Origin of the sequence: Streptomyces filipinensis (assembly GCF_014649495.1) — a bacterium.
Lineage (GTDB): Bacteria > Actinomycetota > Actinomycetes > Streptomycetales > Streptomycetaceae > Streptomyces > Streptomyces filipinensis.
This window is the reverse complement of sequence record NZ_BMTD01000015.1, coordinates 158,427-176,176: the sequence shown is the minus strand read 5'-3', so window position 1 is coordinate 176,176 and position 17,750 is coordinate 158,427. Positions and strand designations below refer to the sequence as shown.

The following is a 17,750-nucleotide window of genomic DNA, read 5'->3' as shown; positions in this document are numbered from 1 at the left end:
CCCCACCTCGGTGAACATCTACGACCCCGCGGCATGCATCGCCGCCGAACGGGCTCCCCGGTCCCCGTCGGCGTCACACTGCGCGCCGAACTCGGTGATGCCGAACCGGCGCATCAGACCGGGAGGATTCCAGCGCGCGGACGATCCGGCGTCTCGCGGTGGGCAGCCCGCACGGCGACGGAGGGTCAGCTCAGGTCCGTGTGAAGGCCACGCTGACGTTGTGTCCACCGAAGGCGAAGGAGTTGACCAGGGCGGCGTCCCAGCGGCCCGCACGGGGGGTGCCCGCGATGAGGTCCAGCTTGACAGCCGGGTCCGGGTGGTCGAGGTTGCGGATGGCGGGGGCGATGCCGTCGCGGAGACCGTACACGGCGGCCAGCGACGCCACCGCCCCGGAGGCGCCCAGCAGGTGGCCGGTCATCGACTTGATGGCGCTGATCGCCGAGTGGTGACCGATGGCCTCGTGAATGGCCTCGGCCTCCTCCAGGTCGCCGGTGGGCGTCGCCGTGGCGTGCGCTTGGACGAAGCCGATGTCCTGCGGGGAGAGGCCGCCTTCGCGCAGTGCCATCCGGATCGCGCGTACCTGGCCTTCCACGTCAGAGGCGGTGATATGGCCGGCGTTGGAGGAGATACCTGCTCCGGCGACGGCGGCGATCGGGCGGGCGCCCCGGGCGCGGGCGAACTCCGCGCGTTCCAGGACGAGGACCGCCCCGCCTTCACCCAGCACGAAACCGTCCCGGGCCGCATCGAACGGCCGGGAGGCGCCCGCTGGGTCGTCGTTACGCTTGGACAGGGCCGTCATCTGAGCGAAGGCGGCCAGCGGGAGCGGGAGGACGCCGGCTTCCGTACCGCCCGCCACAACGATGTCGGCTCGGTCGAGGCGGATGAGGTCGACGGCCATGGCGATGGCCTCCGCGGCGGAGGAGCAGGCGCTGACCGGAGTGCGCGCGCCGGCTCGCGCGCCGAGGTCGATGCTGACCCGGGCGGCGGCGCTGTTGGCCATCAGCATGGGAATGGCGAACGGGGAGACCCGCCGCGGGCCTTGCTGCTCAAGGGTGTGGTTCTGGGCGAGCAGCGAGCTGACACCACCGATGCCGGTGCCTATGACCACCGCCAGGCGCTCCGGATCCACGTCGGGCGTACCGGCGTCGGCCCACGCCTCTCGCGCGCTGAGCAGCGCGATCTGCTCGCAGCGGTCCATCCGTCGGGCCTCCACCCGAGGCAGGGCCTCGCCGGGGTCGGTGCGCAGCCGCGCGGCAATCCGCACGGGGAGAGGTTCGGCCCACTCCGCGGTCACCGATGTGACGCCGGACTCCCCGGCGAGCATCGCTGCCCACGTCGAAGGGGCGTCGCCACCGAGTGGGGTGGTCGCGCCCACCCCCGTCACGACGATGTCGTGTTGCGCTGCGTTGCCGGACATCTGGATGCCTCCCAAGCCGTGGTTATGGGGTTCCGACAGCGCTGTCGGAAGCCATGCGGGCGGAGAAGAGCCGCCATCAGTGACTCTGTCAGTGATCAAGGCTCCGAAAGAAGATCGTCATGACCTGAGATGGGAGCCCCGATTTGTGCACTTCCCACGGAACCTCGTCACGCGACGGACACTGAACGCGCCGATTCGGGCAGCGCGTACGGCTCCGGACCCGGCACCCAACGCAGGCCAGCCACTGGCGGCCGCCGGTCGAGCAGCACCAGGCCGTGGGCTGCGCCAGACCCCCGATGGGGATCAAGAGGTCAGTAGCGGTCTCGGCCGAAGGTAGCTCCTGGCTTGTGGGGCAAGGGACTTGCCGATTCTCTGACGGCGTGTCATCCCGCATCTGGCACCAGCGTGGTCTCCAAGGACCACACGGCACCCACGGCCCCCACCGGCCTGGCGGTCACCGTGAACCAGTCCCAGGATCTCGACTTCACCTGGAATCCATCGGTCGGCGCAGTGAGCTATGACGTCTACCGGGCCGAACGCGCCGACGGCCCCTTCAGCAAGGTCGCCGAAACCTCCAGCACCAGCACGGGCGGCCGGATTCTCTACGAGGACATGACCAGCCAGCGGGGCTACACCTACTGGTACCGGGTGACAGCGGTCGACGCGGCGGCGAACCAGTCCGCCCCCTCCACGGCCGTGCCCGGGATGAGGCCGAGTGTCAACCCTGCAGGGCGCCCTCAGGGGCTCACCGCGACCAACGACCGGCATGACGGCATCGCACTGGACTGGGCGGACAACAGCGAGCCCGATGTGAGGGAGTACCGCACCGACCACTTCGCGAACACCGGGACCGGATTCGGGCTGCTGGCGACCGTCCCCAAGGGCACCTCCGAGTACCTGGACACCGCGGTGAACCCGGGCTCGGGCGACTACTACTACGTCACCGCCCTGAACAGCTCCGGGACGGAGTCCGGTCCCAGCACCGTCGTCGAGGGCTTCCACCCCTCGTGAGACCCGGATCCGACGTAGATCGAGATCGGGTTGATGCGGCGACATGCACGCGTGGCCTCCGGCTCGTCCTTCCCGGCTGCCGCAGGCCGCGTTCCGCGACAAGGTCGAGCGCTGCGCGTTCGCGTGGCGCAAGCCGTCCGCGGGTAGCAGCCGGCGCCGGACCTCTTCCGCGTAGCACCCGGCACAGGACCTCTTCCGCGTAGCACCCGGCGCCGGGCCGCTCCCGCCAAGCACCCAGCGGTCCAACGCCGCCACTTCTCCGACGGCCCCTTCGCCCTCATAGACCTCGGCCCGGAGCAGGCACTAGCGGTCGCTGCCGGGACAGTTGGAGCCCGGGCCGATGTCCGTGTCACCCGCGTACACGTCGCGCAGCGCGGCGACGAGGGCGTCGGGATCGCCCAGGCGCTCCTTGAGTGTGCAGCCGATGCGGCCCGAAGGACTCAGGCCGAGCAACCGGTGGACGAATCCGGCCTCGGCGCGGGACGACAGGACCAGCAGCCCGACTTCCGGGTGCCTGGCACGGATCGCCTGGACGGTCCTCAGCCCCTCGTCCAGGTGATCGGGTGGCAGGTGGATGTCGACCACGACGACGTCCGGCGACAGGCGGGCGACCTCGCACAGACCCTCGTCATGACCGACAGCCGTGCCCACCACTTCGATCCCCCGCTCGGTGAGCAGTTGGACGAGTGCGTCCCGCAGGGACGGGGTGCCTTCGACGATGACGACGCGCATGCCCCCTCCAACCCTGCTCTCGGACGGATCCTCCTCGCACGAGGCCCGGACTTCAGCGAGGTTTCCCCTAGCGCTCCTGCGGGTTTTCCGCGCGTAAGTACATCAGGGTGGCCACGACCCGTCGGTTCAGACGGCGTTGCTCGGCCTCGGAGGCCAGGCCCAGTTTGCCGAAGATCGTCGACAGGTTCCGTTCCACGTTCCCCAGCGTGCATTCCAGCTTCTGCGCGATGGCCAGATTGGTCAGCCCGCTGGCGACGAGAGAAAGGATCTGCCGTTCGCGGGGGGTGAGGCGCGCCAGGGAGTCGGCGGACGCGTCGGTGGGGCGGGGCTTCGGTACCAGGAGCTCACGGATCCAGCCGGGATCGATGACCACCTGTCCCTTGACGACGCGGTGCATGGCGTCGGTGATCAGCCCCATGTCACCCAGATTGCCCTTGGCCATGAGGCCGACCGAGAGGGGCGGCTCCAGCGCCATGAGTCGTTTGACGTGCTCGACTTTGGGATCGGTCGCCACGACCAGCAACGCGACCTCGGGGTAGAGAAGCCGGACGCGTTCGGCGATGCGCAGTCCCGCATCGGCGGGCTGGGCCTCCTTGACCAGCCGCAGGTCGAGGGTGACGACGTCCGGGGCGTGTGCGTCGACCAGGGCGATGGCTTCGTCGGCCGTTTCGGCGCTCCCGGCGACCTCGATGCCGTGATGGGTCAGTGCCGTGACGAAGGCGGCGCGTAGCATCGGGTCGTCCTCGACGACGACAACTTTCACCGTTCGTCTCCTTCCGTGGGGCTGGGTGAGTGGGTGGGAAGCCCGCCGGGCAGGCGGGCCACCAGGCGAGTGCCCCCGCCTCGGGGGCTGTGGACACGCAGCTCGCCTCCGGCGGCCGCGACCCGTTCGGTCAGACCGCGCAGGCCACTGCCCAGGACGTCGGCGCCGCCCTGCCCGTCATCGGTGACGGCCACGAGCAGGCCGTCGCCGTCCGGTGTGACCACGACACGGATCGCCGTGCCCGGGGTGGCGTGCTTGACGGCGTTGGTGACGCCCTCCGCGATGACGAAGTACGCGGTGGACTCCGCGTCGGGGGGCCAACGCCGGTCGGGCACCTCGTACTCGACGCGTCCCCCGTGGTCTCTGGCCAGGCCGGCGACCGTGTCCCGGAGGCCGTACTGGACGAGCGAGCGTGGATGCAGCCCCTGGGAGAGCTCACGCAGGGTCTTGATGGACTCGGTGAGTTGGTTCTTCGCCGTGCCCAGGAGGGCGGTGAGCTGGTCACTGCCCTCAGCGCCGGCTCGGCTGTGGGCCATGCCGAGCAAGGTGAGTACGGCGAAGAACCCCTGTTGGGCGCCGTCGTGCAGAGCGCGTTCGATCCGTCTGCGCTCGGCCAGTTCCGCTTCGAGCAGCCGTCGCCGCGACTCGTTGACCTGTGTGTACAGCCGGACGTTCTCCATCACCAGTCCGGCGAGAGCGAAGGCGATCGCGGTCGTACGGCTGGTCTCACTCAGCGCGGCGTCGTGTTCGACGACGCACAGCAGGCCGTCGCCGCGACTGACCGGGGTGAGAGCGCGGGCAGGGTCCCGTCCCTCGTTGGCCCGGCGGCCGGTGAGGTCGGTGAGCACTCCGCCCTGCCGGGGCAGCAGCAGGCGCAGCGTCGGGTCGCCCACCGCCTCGGCGAGGGACCTCTGCAGCGTGTCGAGCGGCTCGGCGTCCAGTTGTCCGAGCACGGCGGGCAGTTCGGCTATGTGCATCTCCCGGCGCCACTGGAGACCGGCCGAGACGAGGTAGGCCATGACGAGGCCGGCCGCCCCGCCGCCGAGCATGAGTACCTCGACCACCAGGCGGAACCGGAGCGGCAGTCCCGTCGCGCTGGTCAGCGCGGAGGCGATGAGCAGCACCCCTGCGATGATCATGACCGCCCAGACCGGCCCGGTGCGTCGGCGGCGCACCGCCAGCGCGGCCAGCAGGCGGCGTGACACGATCACGATGCCCGTCACGCCCAGGACGGCCAGGATGAGGCTGCCGGCGATCGCCCATCCGGTGTTGACCTGCCCGATGTTGTAGTTCCATGTCCCGCTGGGGCGGTCGGCGAGATAGCGGCCCACTTGTGTCCCGACGCAGGCGAGGTAGCAGATCGCGACATACGCGCGGTCGCCGGACCCGCGCAGCCGTCCGGACGGCAGACTCAGGGCCAGATGGCCGAAGACTCCGACGTACAGAAACGCCAGACAGAACCCGACGGCGAACAGGGCCTGGTGGCCGCTGACCCGGAGGTACTGAAGGTAGTAGGTGGTACCGAGCGCGATCAGCAGCACGCCCACCCGTGCTCGTGACCCGCGGGTCCACAACACGCCGCCCGCGACGATCAACGGCATCCCGAACCCTCGATAGGCCAGGTCGGTCCAGAGGGCGGTCGGCGGCCCGACACCCCAGGAGGCGATGGCGGCCCACCCTGCTGCGGCGAGTGCGACCACTGTGACCGGGACGGCGACGATGCCGGGCATCAATCCGCCGAGAACCGTGATCCTCACCAGGCTTCGCCACCCCCTGGCCTGTGGTTAACCAGGCCTCGCCCCCCGGGTTTTCCCCGCCAGGCGGTCCAGGATGCCATTCAGGAAGAGCGGGTTTGCGGGGATTGCCGAGAAGGTCGAAGCCCAAACACTTTCGAGTGATGTCACCGGCGCTGGAGGGCTTCCGGCATGTCAGAGACCTACGTATTGCCCACGTTGGTGAAGGGCCCCTTCCCGCTTCCGGCACGGGAGCTTGTGGTGAACGTCGGCTGGCTCGCCGTGGTCTTCCGCAACGGCGTGCCCTGCCGGGTCTGCCGTCCCGGACGGCACAGCTCGCTGGTGGGCCTGTTCACCGGCCGCAGGTTGCCCGTGACCGGCGAACTGTCCGTGGTGCTGTTCGACAACGCGCCGCAGACCGTGCAGATGGCCGCCGACGCCGTACGGTTGGCGGACGCCCGCAAGATCGGCGTCACCGCGGTCGCGGTGGTGCGGCCTCGCTGGAGCGCAGATCCCGAGTCGTTGCTGGACGTCGCGGCCCGCTACGGCGTGCTCAGTCACCGGTACGGGGAGGCTGCCGGTTTCCAGCTCGACGCCGACTTCCGCGCGTGGGCGCGGAGGCTGCTTCGCGAGCGTGGCCACGACGACGTCCATCTCGCCGCCGACAGCCGCAGCGCTCTGACCGGGCCGCACGGCGCGGCCGGCCCGGCCACCGGTCCCGGCGAGGGGTTGCTGGTCGTGGAGCGGTTCGTGCACGTCGTCGTCACACCCGACCCGGTGGTCGTCGCCATCGAGCGTGAACACGACAAGGTTGACATCAAGGCTGCCGCCCTGGAGGCCAAGGTCGCCCTTGAGCCCCTCGCCGCAGCACTGCGCGAACTCAGGGGTCGGAACGAGGACCACCTCGCCCGCGCTCGCGGTCTGCGGCGGGCCGAGCTGGATGTGGACACGGCGGCCGTGTACGGCGTGATCCCCCTGTTCATACGCGACCCGAAGGCCGCCACGGAGGTCGTCAAGACACGCTGGCAGGTGCTGAACGGGCTGTTGAACGAGTACGCCGACATGCTCCCGTTCGCGGCCGAGGAACTCGGCGTCACGCCGACGCAGTTGCTGCAGAGCCTGGCGCAGGGCCGCGTCCCCACAGCCGACCGGGACGCCGGCCCGTCGTCCCCCGACGAGATCGGACAACTCGACGAAAGGAGGCGTCCCGCATGAACTCCGGACCTCACCTTCAGCAGGAGAACGGCCGGGACGAAGAGCCCGGCGTGGGCGGCACCGGCACGGACCCGCATCCGGCACACGCCCCGGGGGACGCTCGCGGTGGTGGCCCCGGCAGCGGCGGCGGACCACACGGCACGACACGCGGGGGGAACCGCGTCCGGGGCAGCGAACACCTTCCGCACGAGGTGAACGACCCTCCCGAGCAGCGCAGGCGCTGGGGCCGGCAGGATGCCGGGGCCGGGCAGGACGGCGGTCAGGGGCGGCCGGGTCGGACGCGTGGGGGAGAGGGCACGGGGCATTCCCCTGAGGGTTCGGGACAGCGTCGCGAGGGCGGCGGCCGGGGTCAAGAGCGTGGAGGGGAGCGGGCCGGGCAGGAGTCCGGTCAGGGGCGGCCGGGTCGGACGCGTGGGGGAGAGGGCACGGGGCATTCCGCTGAGGGCCCGGGAGAGCGTCGCGGCGGCCGGGGCCAGGAAGGTGGCGGAGAGCGGCCCGGGCAGGGCACCGGGCGCCCGTCCGAACACCCCGTCAACCAGAGGGGACAACAACAGGAGCCCGGTGGCGGAGGATTCGTGCCGAGCTGGCCCGCGCCCAGGCAGCGAGATGTGCACGCTCCGGGCGGCTGGCACATCGAAACCCGCGCGGAGCTGGAACAGCGGAGCCGGGGGCACCGCCCGGAGCAGGGCGAGGGTCAGGCCGCGCCACCGGGTGACCACCGGCAGCCGGCTCGCGACGCCGGAACACCTTCGCACGGCGGCACACCCCAGCGACTGCGCTCGAACGACGCGGCCGACGGAAACCCGACCGACGCGTACAAGACCTTCGACGAACGCCGTGGTACGGGAGGTCGTGCCGATTCGTGGCAGAAGGAGACGGACCCCAAGCAGAGCGGCCGCGCTGAATCGACGCAGCGGGACCGGACGGACTTCTCCTCCCAGATCCCGCGGCCCGGCGAGAAGGGGCCCGGGGCGCCGGGAGACGCTCACCGGTCGACGGAAAACCGGCCGCAGGAAACCGCTCCGCAACAGCGGACGGACTTCCACACCTCGATCAGCGGATCCCGCGCCGAGGGAACGAGCAGTTCCCACGACGACAAGCCGCCCTCGGGCTCGGGGATCGGGGGGCACCGCGGATGAGCAGGAACTCCGGCGACCTGAACGAACTGCGAGACATCATCATGCAGGCGCAGACCAGGCAGGACCCCTACCCGCAGGATCCGGCGGCACGGATCACCGTCGGGCGGGACGGGCAGATCTACCGGGGCGATCCGACGGACGACGAACCGGTCTCCCGCGTGCACCACGGCACCTTCGCCGGGGCACGGGCCCTGTCGCGGCGCCTGGCGGCGGACCAGCGGTTCGCACGGACGCGCATGCCGGTGGGCACCGTGTACGTCGACGAACCGGACGTGTGCGGATGGGCGTACTCGATCACGACCGAACTCGCCGAGCATTACACCCTTTTCGCGTTCTTCGACGGGCGCGAGTACCGCGTCAAGCTGGTCGAGCCCGCGCTGGAGCAGCTCGTCCGGCTCGGGATCATCGGGGCGCACGACGGTCATCTGTACGCCGACGGGACGATCTGCCTGTCGGAGACGCGCGGCGCGGGTCAGCCGACGCTTGAGGAGGCGTACTCCAAGTCCGTTCTGTGGGCGCTGGGCATGGGATTCGTACGCAACGGCCACAGGTTCCCGTTCGCGGCGGAAGGGCGGTGATCCCCGTGATGCGGGTCAGGGTCACCGATCACGCGCTCGCCGCGATCGTCGACCGGATCGGCGCGGTGGCACCGGAAGCGGGCGGTGCCCTGCTCGGGCCGCCCGGGACCGATCTGGTCACGCATCTCCTGCCGGACGAGGAGGCCACCGTCACCCATGTGCGGTACCGCACCAGCGCCCGGCTGATCGAGGAGGTCGAGCGCCTCCAACACAGGGGTGCGGCCCGGTTCAAGGGCATCGTGCACTCGCATCCCGCGGAACTGCCGGAACCGTCGGACCAGGACCTGCGCGAGTTCGGCCGGTCGTTGGCGCTGAATCCGCACCTGGGCCGCTATCTGGCGCCCGTGGTCACTCATGACGAAGGGCCGCCGGCCGCCCACGAGGTGGTCAGCCGTGGGGTCCGGGTGTCGTGGTTCGGCGCGGTGAGCGTGGCGGGTGAGACCGAGGTGCTGCCGATGCATCCGCTCGTGCTGCCGGTTTCGGCCTCACTGACCCGGGCCGGCGCCCAGGAAGTGGGGGAGCCGGAGGTGCTGACCGTGCAGGAGGTCCCGGTGCTGGCCGTGCGCGCCCGCTTCGACCAGCTGCCCTCGGTGTCGGCGGTGCTCTTCGGCGTGGACTTCCCGGCCACACCGCCGACGCTGGTCGCACATGGCTCGCCCATCGCGCTCCCGTGGAATCCGGCGGCCGCGGCCGCCGACCGGCTGGCTCTGGCCGTCACGGCGGCCAGGCGGCCACGCCGTCGGTCAACCGCGCCTGGGATCGCGCGGCTGCGCGAGGCTCCGGCCAGGGCGTCGGCCCTGCTGACGCGCCGGCACGCGCGCCGCGGCGGGAGCCGCCTGTTCGCACGGAGTGCGGGCCTGCTCGCCCCCGAGCTGGCTGGACGTCACGTCGTCGTGGCCGGGGCGGGATCGGTGGGAGCGTACGTCGCCGAGTGCCTGGTCCGCTCGGGTGTCGGTCGGCTGACCCTCATCGATCCGGAGTCCGTGGCCGCGGAAAACCTCGGGCGCAGCCCGTACGCGGTGCGCGACATCGGCCTCCCGAAGGTCCGCGCCCTCGCCTCCCGTCTCGTAGCCGTGAATCCGGAGCTGGTGGTCCGCGCGGTGCGGCGGCCCGTTCACGGCCTCGGCGCGCGGAGCCTGGCCGAACTGCTGGGCGGCAGCGATCTGCTGGTCGCCGCCACCGACGACAGCCGGGCCCAGCGCCACCTGGATCATCTCGCGTACTGGAAGGGGGTTCCGGCGGTGTTCCCCGGGCTGTACCGGGGCGCGGCAGGCGGCGAAGTGATCATGACCTATCCGGACGCGGCGTGCTGGGGCTGCGCCACGGCAGGCGTGCGCGACCTGTCGACCGGCACCTCCCTCGCGCAGCCGACCGACTACGGTACCGGCCGTCTGATCGCCGAACCGGGCCTGGTCGTGGACATCCAGCATGTCGCGGCCGCGGCCACCAAGATCGCGCTGGCCCTGTTGCATCCGCCCGACGGAGAGAGCGGGGACGCGCGCATCGCACGGTTCCTGACCGTCGCTCGCGAACGCGGCCAGTCCTATGTGGCCTTCGGCACCGAGCCCGGCTACTGGCTGTTCGGACACGTGCTGCGCGAGGCGCCGGGCCAGCATGCCTTCCAGAGTGTCTGGATGACGGTCGAACGCAGGCCCGACTGCCCGGTGTGCGGTGCCGAGGACACCAGGACCGACCCGCTGGCGGCGACGGCTCAGGACGTCTCCATCGGCCGCCTGCGCCATCTCCTGCGAACAGGTGGGCGATCATGAGCGCCCCACGGGAACCGGGCGGTTCACCGACGGTGGCCGGCGTCACCCTCGCGGTCGTCCGGCTGCCCGCCCAGGCCACGGTTCCGGCACCCGAGGGCGCGCCGCGAACGGTCGACGACGTGCTGCGGCTGAGGCTGACGGAGTTCCTCTCGGGCATACGGCCCTGCGACAGCGTCGCCGTACACGCCCGGGTCCGGCGCGATCCGGCGGCGGGGACGGCCCGGGTCACCCTGCGGCTCACAGGGCAGCCCCAGACGGTCGCCGGCCACACCGACCGCTTCCGTGACCTCCTCGCCGGACTGACCGATCTGGAGACGACCGACGGCGGGCGGACAGGTGCTGACGGCGCGCTGGTGTGGCGGTTGAGCGCCGGACCCGCCGGGCGGACGCCGGGCCGGCGCCTCGCGTTCTGGCCGCCCGACGGTTTGCGGTGGGCCCCTCTGCTGGACGCCGTCGAGCGTGCGGCCGGGGCCTGCGCTGTCCGGGTGGCGCTGACACCGCTCGCGCCACCGCGCACCGTTGTGCCGGTGCTGCGCCGGGCGGTCCGGCGCCTCGCCGGGCAGCCGACCGCCGCCGCACCGGACGAGGCGGGAGCCGGCGAGGCGGCGGCCCAGGCGGCTCCGATGGCCGCGCTGGACGCCTTGGACCGTGCGCTGGTGGCCTTCCACGCGACCCTCACGGTCACCGCGGACGCCCCCGCCGTGGCGGCGGAACTGGCGGCGGCGCTCGGCGCGCCCGGTCTGTCGCCCGAGCCCGTCCCCGCCCTGCCCCGCTCCGGCAACCTGGAGCTGGTCCGCGCCGGGGCGATCGTCGCTCCGCACACCGCGGCCGGCCTGCTGCCGTTGCCCGCGCTGCCCATGGAAGCCGTCACGCGCCACACCCGGCGCCCCGCGATCGTCTCCCGCTACGCCCCGGAGCCGGAGGGGCCGGGGGTATGGCTCGGCCGGTCGGCCGGCGGCCGGCCGTACCGACTGCGGATGCCGGATCTGAATCAGCATCTGCTGGTCACCGGGATGACCGGATTCGGCAAGACGACCACGGTGATGACGCTGCTACGGCGCATGTGGCGCGAACACGCTGTGCCCTATCTGGTCATCGATCCGGAGAAGACCGTCTACCTCCCGTTGGCCGCCCGAGCCTTCAGGCTCGGTCACGACGGGACTCAGATCAACCCGCTGGCCGTCCCCGAGGGGGTGGACCGGAGCGCGTTCGCGGACACCGTGGCCGAATGCCTGGACTCGGCCACGGGGTTGTCGGCCTCCTGGCCATTCGCGGCGGCGGCGCTGCGCAACGCGGTCAGTGATCTCTTCCAGAGCGACGAACCCGCGACCGTGGCCACGCTCTACCGGGCCGTCCTGGAACAGGCGTCTGTGCATGGCGGCACCGGCGAGCAGGCGGCCAACCTGCGCGCCTCGCTCGGACAGCGGGTGCAGAGCCTGTTGGCGGGAGCGGGGGGCGACGCGCTGGCCGGTGGCCCGGGGGCCGGACTGGACTGGGGACGGCTGCTGGCCGAGCCCTCGGTGATCACGCTGGCCGACTTCGGCGACCGTGCCGCCAGACAACTGGCCTTCGGTCTGCTGCTGGCCGGGCTCGTGGCCTATCGGCGAGCGCATCCCCTCGCGGGCTTCGGTCATCTGGCCGTCCTGGAGGAGGCGCACCTGCTGCTCGGCGGCGGCCATACGCCCGGCCCGAGCGGGCCTCAGTCGTCGGCCGCCGCGGAGGCGGCCGCGACGGCGATCGCGACCCAGCGCTCCTACGGCCAGGGGTTCGTCCTGGTCACCCAGAGCCCGAGGCAGCTTCCCGAGGCGGTGACCGGTCTGTTCCCCAATCTGCTCACGCACCGGCTCCACGGGGAACCGGGGCCCGGCGCGGTCGGCCAGGTGGCGGAGCAGGTACCGATGCTGGGCCGGGGCGAGGCGTTCGTGGTGACGGCGGGCGGCCACCCGGAGCCGGTATGGGTGTCCGTGACCCCCGAACCAGCCAAGCCTGCGGACCCGTTCGACCCGGCTGTGTCCGGTCCGCCTGCGAGCGGGCGGACCGAGCCGGCCGAGCGGATCTGGTGCCAGGCCTGCCCTCGCCCCTGTGCGGCCCGGCACTGGCTCCGGCTGCTGCCCGAGGTCGAGGACGAGCTGGCGGGTGTCCCCCAGGAAGCCCAGGCGGAGGCCGCTTTGGGGGCACTGGGGGACCGGGTGAGGCGTGACGCCATGCGCTTCACCTACGAGGAGCTGCACGCCGGTTTCTACTGCGTCATCGCCCGGGCACTGACCCGGGCGCGCGCCGCCGACCGGCGCGGGGCAGCGGCGGCGGTACGAGAAGCGCGCGTGATGGCCGACCGCGTGGCGGCCGACACCCGACGAGGCGCGGAGCACGACTCATGACCGCCAACGAAGACCTGAACAGGATCCGGCAGGCGATCACAGGCCGGCCCGGCCCCGCTCCTGTCGCGGGGGGACCAGGTGCCCTCACCGGAAAGGGAGGGACACCGGGGGCCGCGGGGAAGGACAAGAAGAAGGGCGGTCCGGCCCCGCTGCCGTCCCGCCCCGCCCCCCTGCCGCCCCGTCCGGCCCCGCCGCCACCCCCGCGCTCGCGGGACCGCGGCCAAGGCATCCTCGGCGGGATCATGTTCCTGGTGGCCGCGGCGGTGGTGATCGCGGGGTGGACCGGCTCCCACGCCCTGCCCCCCTTCGGAACCCACGCACCGTCCTGGTCCTCGGGCTCCTCGGCCGGGGCCGGCGCGTATCCCGGCGTGCCCCCGGACGACGACTCGTACTCCGCCCCCAAGGAGCTTCGGGTCAGCCCCGAGAGCGGCCCGGCCGCGAGCACGGTCACCGTGAGCGGATCCGGGTTCATTCACAACGGCCTGGTGAAACTGACGTTCCACGCCACTTCCATGGGCGAGGTGGAGAGCGACGGCAACGGAGACTTCACCGCACGGATGAGGCTTCCTGACCCCGAGTTCTACGGCCACTTCCCCGGCCAGACGTTCTCCATCAGCAGCACCGAGTACACCCGGGACGGGACCTATCAGGGCAATGGGCCGGACGCCCGGTTCCGGGTCGGCTGAGGCCGACCGGCACACAGACACAAGGAGGTCGTTCCATGGTCGCCATCAGGCGGATCACGACACTGCTGGCAACGGCGGCACTCGCCTTCGTGTGCGGCACCGCACCCGGCGCGGCGGCAGGGCCGAGCGCGTTCAACGACTGCACGGCGCCGGGCCGGGGCGAGGCGTGCCTGTTCCTCACCCTCAAGACCGGCGGGGACGACCTGAGGGGAGGCGGCAACAATCTCACCGTGACGGTGCACACCCGCTCCCAGGGCAGCCTCGCCGTCGGCAACGTCAACCTGGACTCGGGGTGGGCGAACGGCAGCACCCACACGGTCGGCATCAGCCTGCTGAAGCTCTTCCACAAGAACATCGCGGCACGCGAGATCACCACCCTTGGTCTGGCCGCCAACTTGCAGCCACGCTCGGCCTTCGAGGATCCGGACAACTGGAATCTGGACTTCGCGTCGGTCGCGTACCGCGTCGCCGGCGGCCCGGTCAAAACACTCGCTCAGGCCAGCCGGGCCACGCCGTTCCGTTTCACCCGCGATCGCAGCAGCAGGTACCTGCGGATCGACGGCCTGCTCGATACCGGTTTCGAATGGCAGGGATTCCGGGCCATCGGCGCTCCCTGGACGACCGAGGGGTCCGATCCCAAGGGCGTCGACGTCAAGCGGGGCCTCGCCCGGTCCGGGTCCAACAACGCCTGGATCCGCACGTCGAGCAGGAACTGGAACGCAATCCTCCAGACGATCCCGGTGAACCCGCATCAGAACTACGTGCTGCGGGGATGGGTCCGCACCTCGGGTCACGGCGCGGGCGCCGACGTGAACACCGCCTTCTTCGGCGTTCGGATGGCCGGACTGTGGCCGCCGGTGGAGCGGCATTTCGGGCCCAGCCCCGCCCACCGGTACCAGGAGGTCGTCCAGCCGTTCAACCCCGGCAACCGCACATCAGTGACCGTGTTCTGCGGGTTCTGGGGGCTGGGCCGGGACGGCTGGATCCAGTTCGACGATCTCTCGGTGCTGCCCGCCTGAAAACGGGCTGTGCCCTCCGCCGACGGTGACGGGTGGTCGCCTTGGCCGATGGCGCGGCGGACCGCGAAGGTGGCCGCCCGGACGGTGGAGCGCGGGCAGGCATACGGATACGGTGCCGGGACTGGCCGACGGCCTCTTGCCCGACCGGTTCACGTGCCAAGGAGGACTTCTCATGACGATGGGCGCCAGAAACCGCGCCGCGGAACCCGCCCCTCACCTCGAACAGGCCACGCCGCCCGGACGGGCCGCAGCCTTGGTCGAGTTACTCCGACGCAACGCCGCCCGCACCGAACAGGACCGCTGTGTGGCTGCGGAGAACATCGCGGCTCTCGATGAGGCCGGCCTGTTCAGCCTCACCGTTCCCCAGCGGCTTGGCGGGCACCAGGAACGCATCCGTACGCTGGTCGAAGTGAGTTCCGAACTCGGCCGCGGCTGCGGATCGACCGCCTGGACCACCAGCTTGATCAACATCTCGGGCTGGCTCATCGGCCTCTACCCCCAACGAGCCCAGCGTGAGGTCTACGCGCAGGGTCCCGGCACCCGTGCCTGTGCGGCCCTGCCGCCCCATGGGACAGGCAGGACAGCCGACGCAGGCAGTCTCGTCACGGGACGATGGGGCTTCGCCTCCGGGTGTCTCCACGCCCGATGGGCGCTGCTCGGCATGACGCTCACGGACGAGCGCGGCGAGCACCTGGACCAAGCACTGGCCCTGGTCCCGATGGACCAGCTGACGATCGAGGACACCTGGCACGTTGCCGGGATGCGCGGCACCGGCAGCAACACCCTCATCGCCGAAGGCGTCTTCGTCCCCGCCCATCGCATCCTGTCGGTGACGCACGCGCTCCAGGGCGTCTATCCGACCGAGTTCAAGGACGAGTCCCTCTACCGCGCGGCGTTCGTCCCCACGCTCGCCCTGTCGCTCGCCGGCCCACTGCTGGGCCTGGCCCGCGGCGCAATGGAGCTGGTGCTGGCCTCCCTCGCCGTGGGCCGTGGCATTTCGCATACGAACTACGCCCAGGCACGGGAGGCACCCTCCAGCCAGATGCAGATCGCCGAGGCGGCGTCATTGATCGATACCGCCACCCTGCACCTGATGCGTGCCGCGGACGATGCCGACAGCTGGGCGGCGAGTGGCCAGAGCATGCCCCTGATCAACCGGACCCGGGCGCGCATGGACATCGGCACGGTCGCCCGCTGCTCACGAGACGCACTGGACCTGCTGCTGAACGTCCAGGGGGCCCGGAGTTTCGCCGACGACAGTCCGCTGCAGCGCATCTGGCGGGATCTGGAGACCGGTACGCGGCATGCCATGGTCAACCCCGCCATCGCGACCGAGATGTACGGCCGGGCCCTGCTCGGAATCGAGGACCAGATCACCCCGCTGATCTGAACCCGTCAGGCTGGAAGAAAGCGAGCAGTTTCCGGGCGGCGTCCGGCGACATCAGCAATTCCTGCATGTCCGCGGACATCCGGGCGGCAGCGCTGGTGCGCTCGAACATCTCGCGTTCGTATTCTTTGACGGCGGAGGGAAAGTCGTCCGGGTGCGCGGCCAGCGCGAGACCGAGCAGGGCGCCGTCGAGCAGCGCCATGTTGGCGCCCTGGCCCACCGGCGGCATCAGGTGCGCGGCATCGCCGAGCAGCGTGACGTCTGGTGTCGACGGCCAGGTGAGGCCGACCGGGAGACTGGTGATCGACCGCGGCACGACCGTGTCGTCGCAGGCCGCGATCAGCGCGGTGAACCGTGAGTCCCAGCCGGGGAGCAGGTCGATCAGCCGCGCCCGGGCGGCGGCCGGGTCGTCGAACGGGATCCCGCTGGTGGCGAACCAGTCCTCGTCGGTGTGGTAGAAGCTCAGGCCGATGCGGACGCGGCCGTCGCCGTTGCGCTGCGCCCCCAGGGATATTCCGTTGCCGAGCACCCAGTAGTTGCCGCGCCCGACCATCGCCGCGAGGTCCGGGTGCGTGCGGTCGATATCGGGAATACCGACCTCGACGACGTTCTGGCCGATATGCGCCGGGCGGGCGTCGGTGAGAAGCGCCCGGACCCGGGACTGCGCGCCGTCCGCGCCGACCAGCAGGTCGTACGCCGCACTGCTGCCGTCGGCGAAGTGCAGCAGGCCGCTGTCGGCTGATGTGAACGCGTGCCCCCAGCGCACCACGTCGTCGGGGAGGGAATCCAGCAGCAGGTTGCGCAGATCGGCACGGTCGACCTCGGGTCGATCCAGCGGGGCGTCGTCGGGTGTGTCCTCCTGGAGCAGCAGGGTGCCGTCCGGCTCTAGAAGGCGCATGTCCTGGCCTTCGCCTCGGGCAATCTCGAGGAACTGGTCGATCAGACCGGCCTCGCGCAGCGCCCGCTGGCCGGAGTGGATGTCGAGCATGCCGCCCTGACCGCGCGCACCGCGTGACGACTCACGCTCGTACACGACGGAGTCGATGCCGTTCACATGCAGCACACGGGCGAGAGCCAGGCCGCCGAGGCCGGCTCCGACGATGGCAATGGTCATGGTTGCCTTCCCTTTGATACACCGTACTGGCCGATACACTGTATCGTGTGATGCGATGTATTGTTAGCGGCATGTTGGTGTGGGAGAGGCCGGAGCCGGCGAATCGACCCGTTCCGGCCCCGCTGAACCGAGAGCGGATCGTGCGGGCAGCGATCCAGTTGGCCGACGCGGACGGCCTGGAGGCGGTGTCGCTACGCAAGGTCGCCACCGCGCTCGGCGTCGGGCCGATGCGGTTGTACAACTACATCGCCAGCAAGGAGGAGCTGCTCGACCTGATGGTCGACGCGGCCTATGCCGAGATCCGGCCGACCGGAGACGGCTGGCGGGAGGCGCTGCGGTCGCTTGCCGAAACCACTCGGCAAGCCGCTCACGAGCACGAATGGCTCGCCGATCTGCTCGGTGGCCGACCGCAGCTCGGGCCGCACGCGCTGGCCAAGGGGGAGGCCGTGGTGGCCGCGCTGGACGGCGTTGACCTGGACGACGTCATGCCCGTGGTCTCCGCGGTCAACTCGTATGTGATCGGTGCGGTGCGTCGGGAGATCGCCGAGCGGCGTGCCGAGCGGGCCAGCGGGATGGACGAGAGGCGTTGGCAGGCCGCACTCGGACCCTATCTGGAGCGGACCTTCGCCACCGGTCGATTCCCCGCACTGGCCACGGTGGTGCGCGATGCCGCCCACCTGGACGCCGACCAGACCTTCCGGATCGGCCTCGACTTCCTGCTCGACGGCATCGCAGCCCGCATCTCAAGGTGACGCCGCCTGGCCGAAGAACGCCCCTGACCGCTCGCGCGGCGCCCTCACCACTGAAGT

Annotated in this window: 14 protein-coding genes; 9 read left to right on the top strand and 5 right to left on the bottom strand. The window is 71.2% G+C overall.

The window, feature by feature from the left end:
- Positions 1–190: 190 nt before the first annotated feature.
- Positions 191–1,417 carry a beta-ketoacyl-[acyl-carrier-protein] synthase family protein gene (locus IE244_RS29555; protein ID WP_191876606.1) on the bottom strand — a complete coding sequence of 409 codons (1,227 nt, stop codon included), beginning with the start codon at positions 1,415–1,417 and terminating at the stop codon, positions 191–193.
- Between the two features lie 405 nt (positions 1,418–1,822).
- Between IE244_RS29555 and IE244_RS29550 the strand changes: the two genes are divergently transcribed.
- On the top strand, positions 1,823–2,428 hold the full coding sequence (locus IE244_RS29550) for a fibronectin type III domain-containing protein (RefSeq protein ID WP_191876605.1): 606 nt from the start codon (positions 1,823–1,825) through the stop codon (positions 2,426–2,428).
- A gap of 303 nt (positions 2,429–2,731) precedes the next feature.
- On the opposite strand, the gene IE244_RS29545 is transcribed toward IE244_RS29550, so the two are convergent.
- The 3 genes from IE244_RS29545 to IE244_RS29535 all read right to left on the bottom strand — a co-directional run bounded on the left by IE244_RS29545 (position 2,732) and on the right by IE244_RS29535 (position 5,680).
- A complete protein-coding gene (locus IE244_RS29545; protein WP_191876604.1) occupies positions 2,732–3,160 on the bottom strand; it encodes a response regulator in 429 nt (142 codons plus the stop codon).
- 67 nt (positions 3,161–3,227) lie between these two features.
- Positions 3,228–3,923, bottom strand: a complete 696-nt coding sequence (locus IE244_RS29540; protein WP_191876603.1) for a response regulator transcription factor — start codon at positions 3,921–3,923, stop codon at positions 3,228–3,230.
- On the bottom strand, positions 3,920–5,680 hold the full coding sequence (locus IE244_RS29535) for a sensor histidine kinase (RefSeq protein ID WP_191876602.1): 1,761 nt from the start codon (positions 5,678–5,680) through the stop codon (positions 3,920–3,922). Before IE244_RS29535 ends, IE244_RS29540 begins: the two co-directional genes overlap by 4 nt.
- Positions 5,681–5,848: 168 nt before the next feature.
- Between IE244_RS29535 and IE244_RS29530 the strand changes: the two genes are divergently transcribed.
- From IE244_RS29530 to IE244_RS29500, 7 genes are all read left to right on the top strand, one after another.
- Positions 5,849–6,871, top strand: a complete 1,023-nt coding sequence (locus tag IE244_RS29530; RefSeq protein ID WP_191876601.1) for a hypothetical protein — start codon at positions 5,849–5,851, stop codon at positions 6,869–6,871.
- Positions 6,872–8,006: 1,135 nt separating this feature from the next.
- On the top strand, positions 8,007–8,588 hold the full coding sequence (locus IE244_RS29525; RefSeq protein WP_191876600.1) for a hypothetical protein: 582 nt from the start codon (positions 8,007–8,009) through the stop codon (positions 8,586–8,588).
- Positions 8,585–10,357 (top strand): ThiF family adenylyltransferase, encoded by a 1,773-nt coding sequence (locus IE244_RS29520; protein ID WP_191876599.1) that lies wholly within the window; start codon positions 8,585–8,587, stop codon positions 10,355–10,357. Before IE244_RS29525 ends, IE244_RS29520 begins: the two co-directional genes overlap by 4 nt.
- Positions 10,354–12,735 carry an ATP-binding protein gene (locus IE244_RS29515; RefSeq protein ID WP_191876598.1) on the top strand — a complete coding sequence of 794 codons (2,382 nt, stop codon included), beginning with the start codon at positions 10,354–10,356 and terminating at the stop codon, positions 12,733–12,735. The genes IE244_RS29520 and IE244_RS29515 overlap by 4 nt, the downstream gene beginning before the upstream one ends.
- On the top strand, positions 12,732–13,421 hold the full coding sequence (locus IE244_RS29510; protein WP_191876597.1) for a hypothetical protein: 690 nt from the start codon (positions 12,732–12,734) through the stop codon (positions 13,419–13,421). The genes IE244_RS29515 and IE244_RS29510 overlap by 4 nt, the downstream gene beginning before the upstream one ends.
- A gap of 35 nt (positions 13,422–13,456) precedes the next feature.
- A complete protein-coding gene (locus IE244_RS29505) occupies positions 13,457–14,440 on the top strand; it encodes a hypothetical protein (protein WP_191876596.1) in 984 nt (327 codons plus the stop codon).
- Between the two features lie 172 nt (positions 14,441–14,612).
- Positions 14,613–15,830: an acyl-CoA dehydrogenase family protein gene (locus IE244_RS29500; protein ID WP_191876595.1), complete on the top strand. Its 1,218-nt coding sequence runs from the start codon at positions 14,613–14,615 to the stop codon at positions 15,828–15,830.
- Here the strand turns inward: IE244_RS29500 and IE244_RS29495 are convergent.
- The gene (locus tag IE244_RS29495) at positions 15,814–16,941 is read right to left on the bottom strand and encodes an FAD-dependent oxidoreductase (protein ID WP_191876594.1); all 1,128 of its coding nucleotides are present in this window, start codon (positions 16,939–16,941) and stop codon (positions 15,814–15,816) included. The genes IE244_RS29500 and IE244_RS29495 overlap by 17 nt on opposite strands.
- Positions 16,942–17,012: 71 nt before the next feature.
- Here IE244_RS29495 and IE244_RS29490 point away from each other — a divergent pair, with 71 nt between their 5' ends.
- Positions 17,013–17,693, top strand: a complete 681-nt coding sequence (locus IE244_RS29490; protein ID WP_191876593.1) for a TetR/AcrR family transcriptional regulator — start codon at positions 17,013–17,015, stop codon at positions 17,691–17,693.
- Positions 17,694–17,750: the final 57 nt, after the last annotated feature.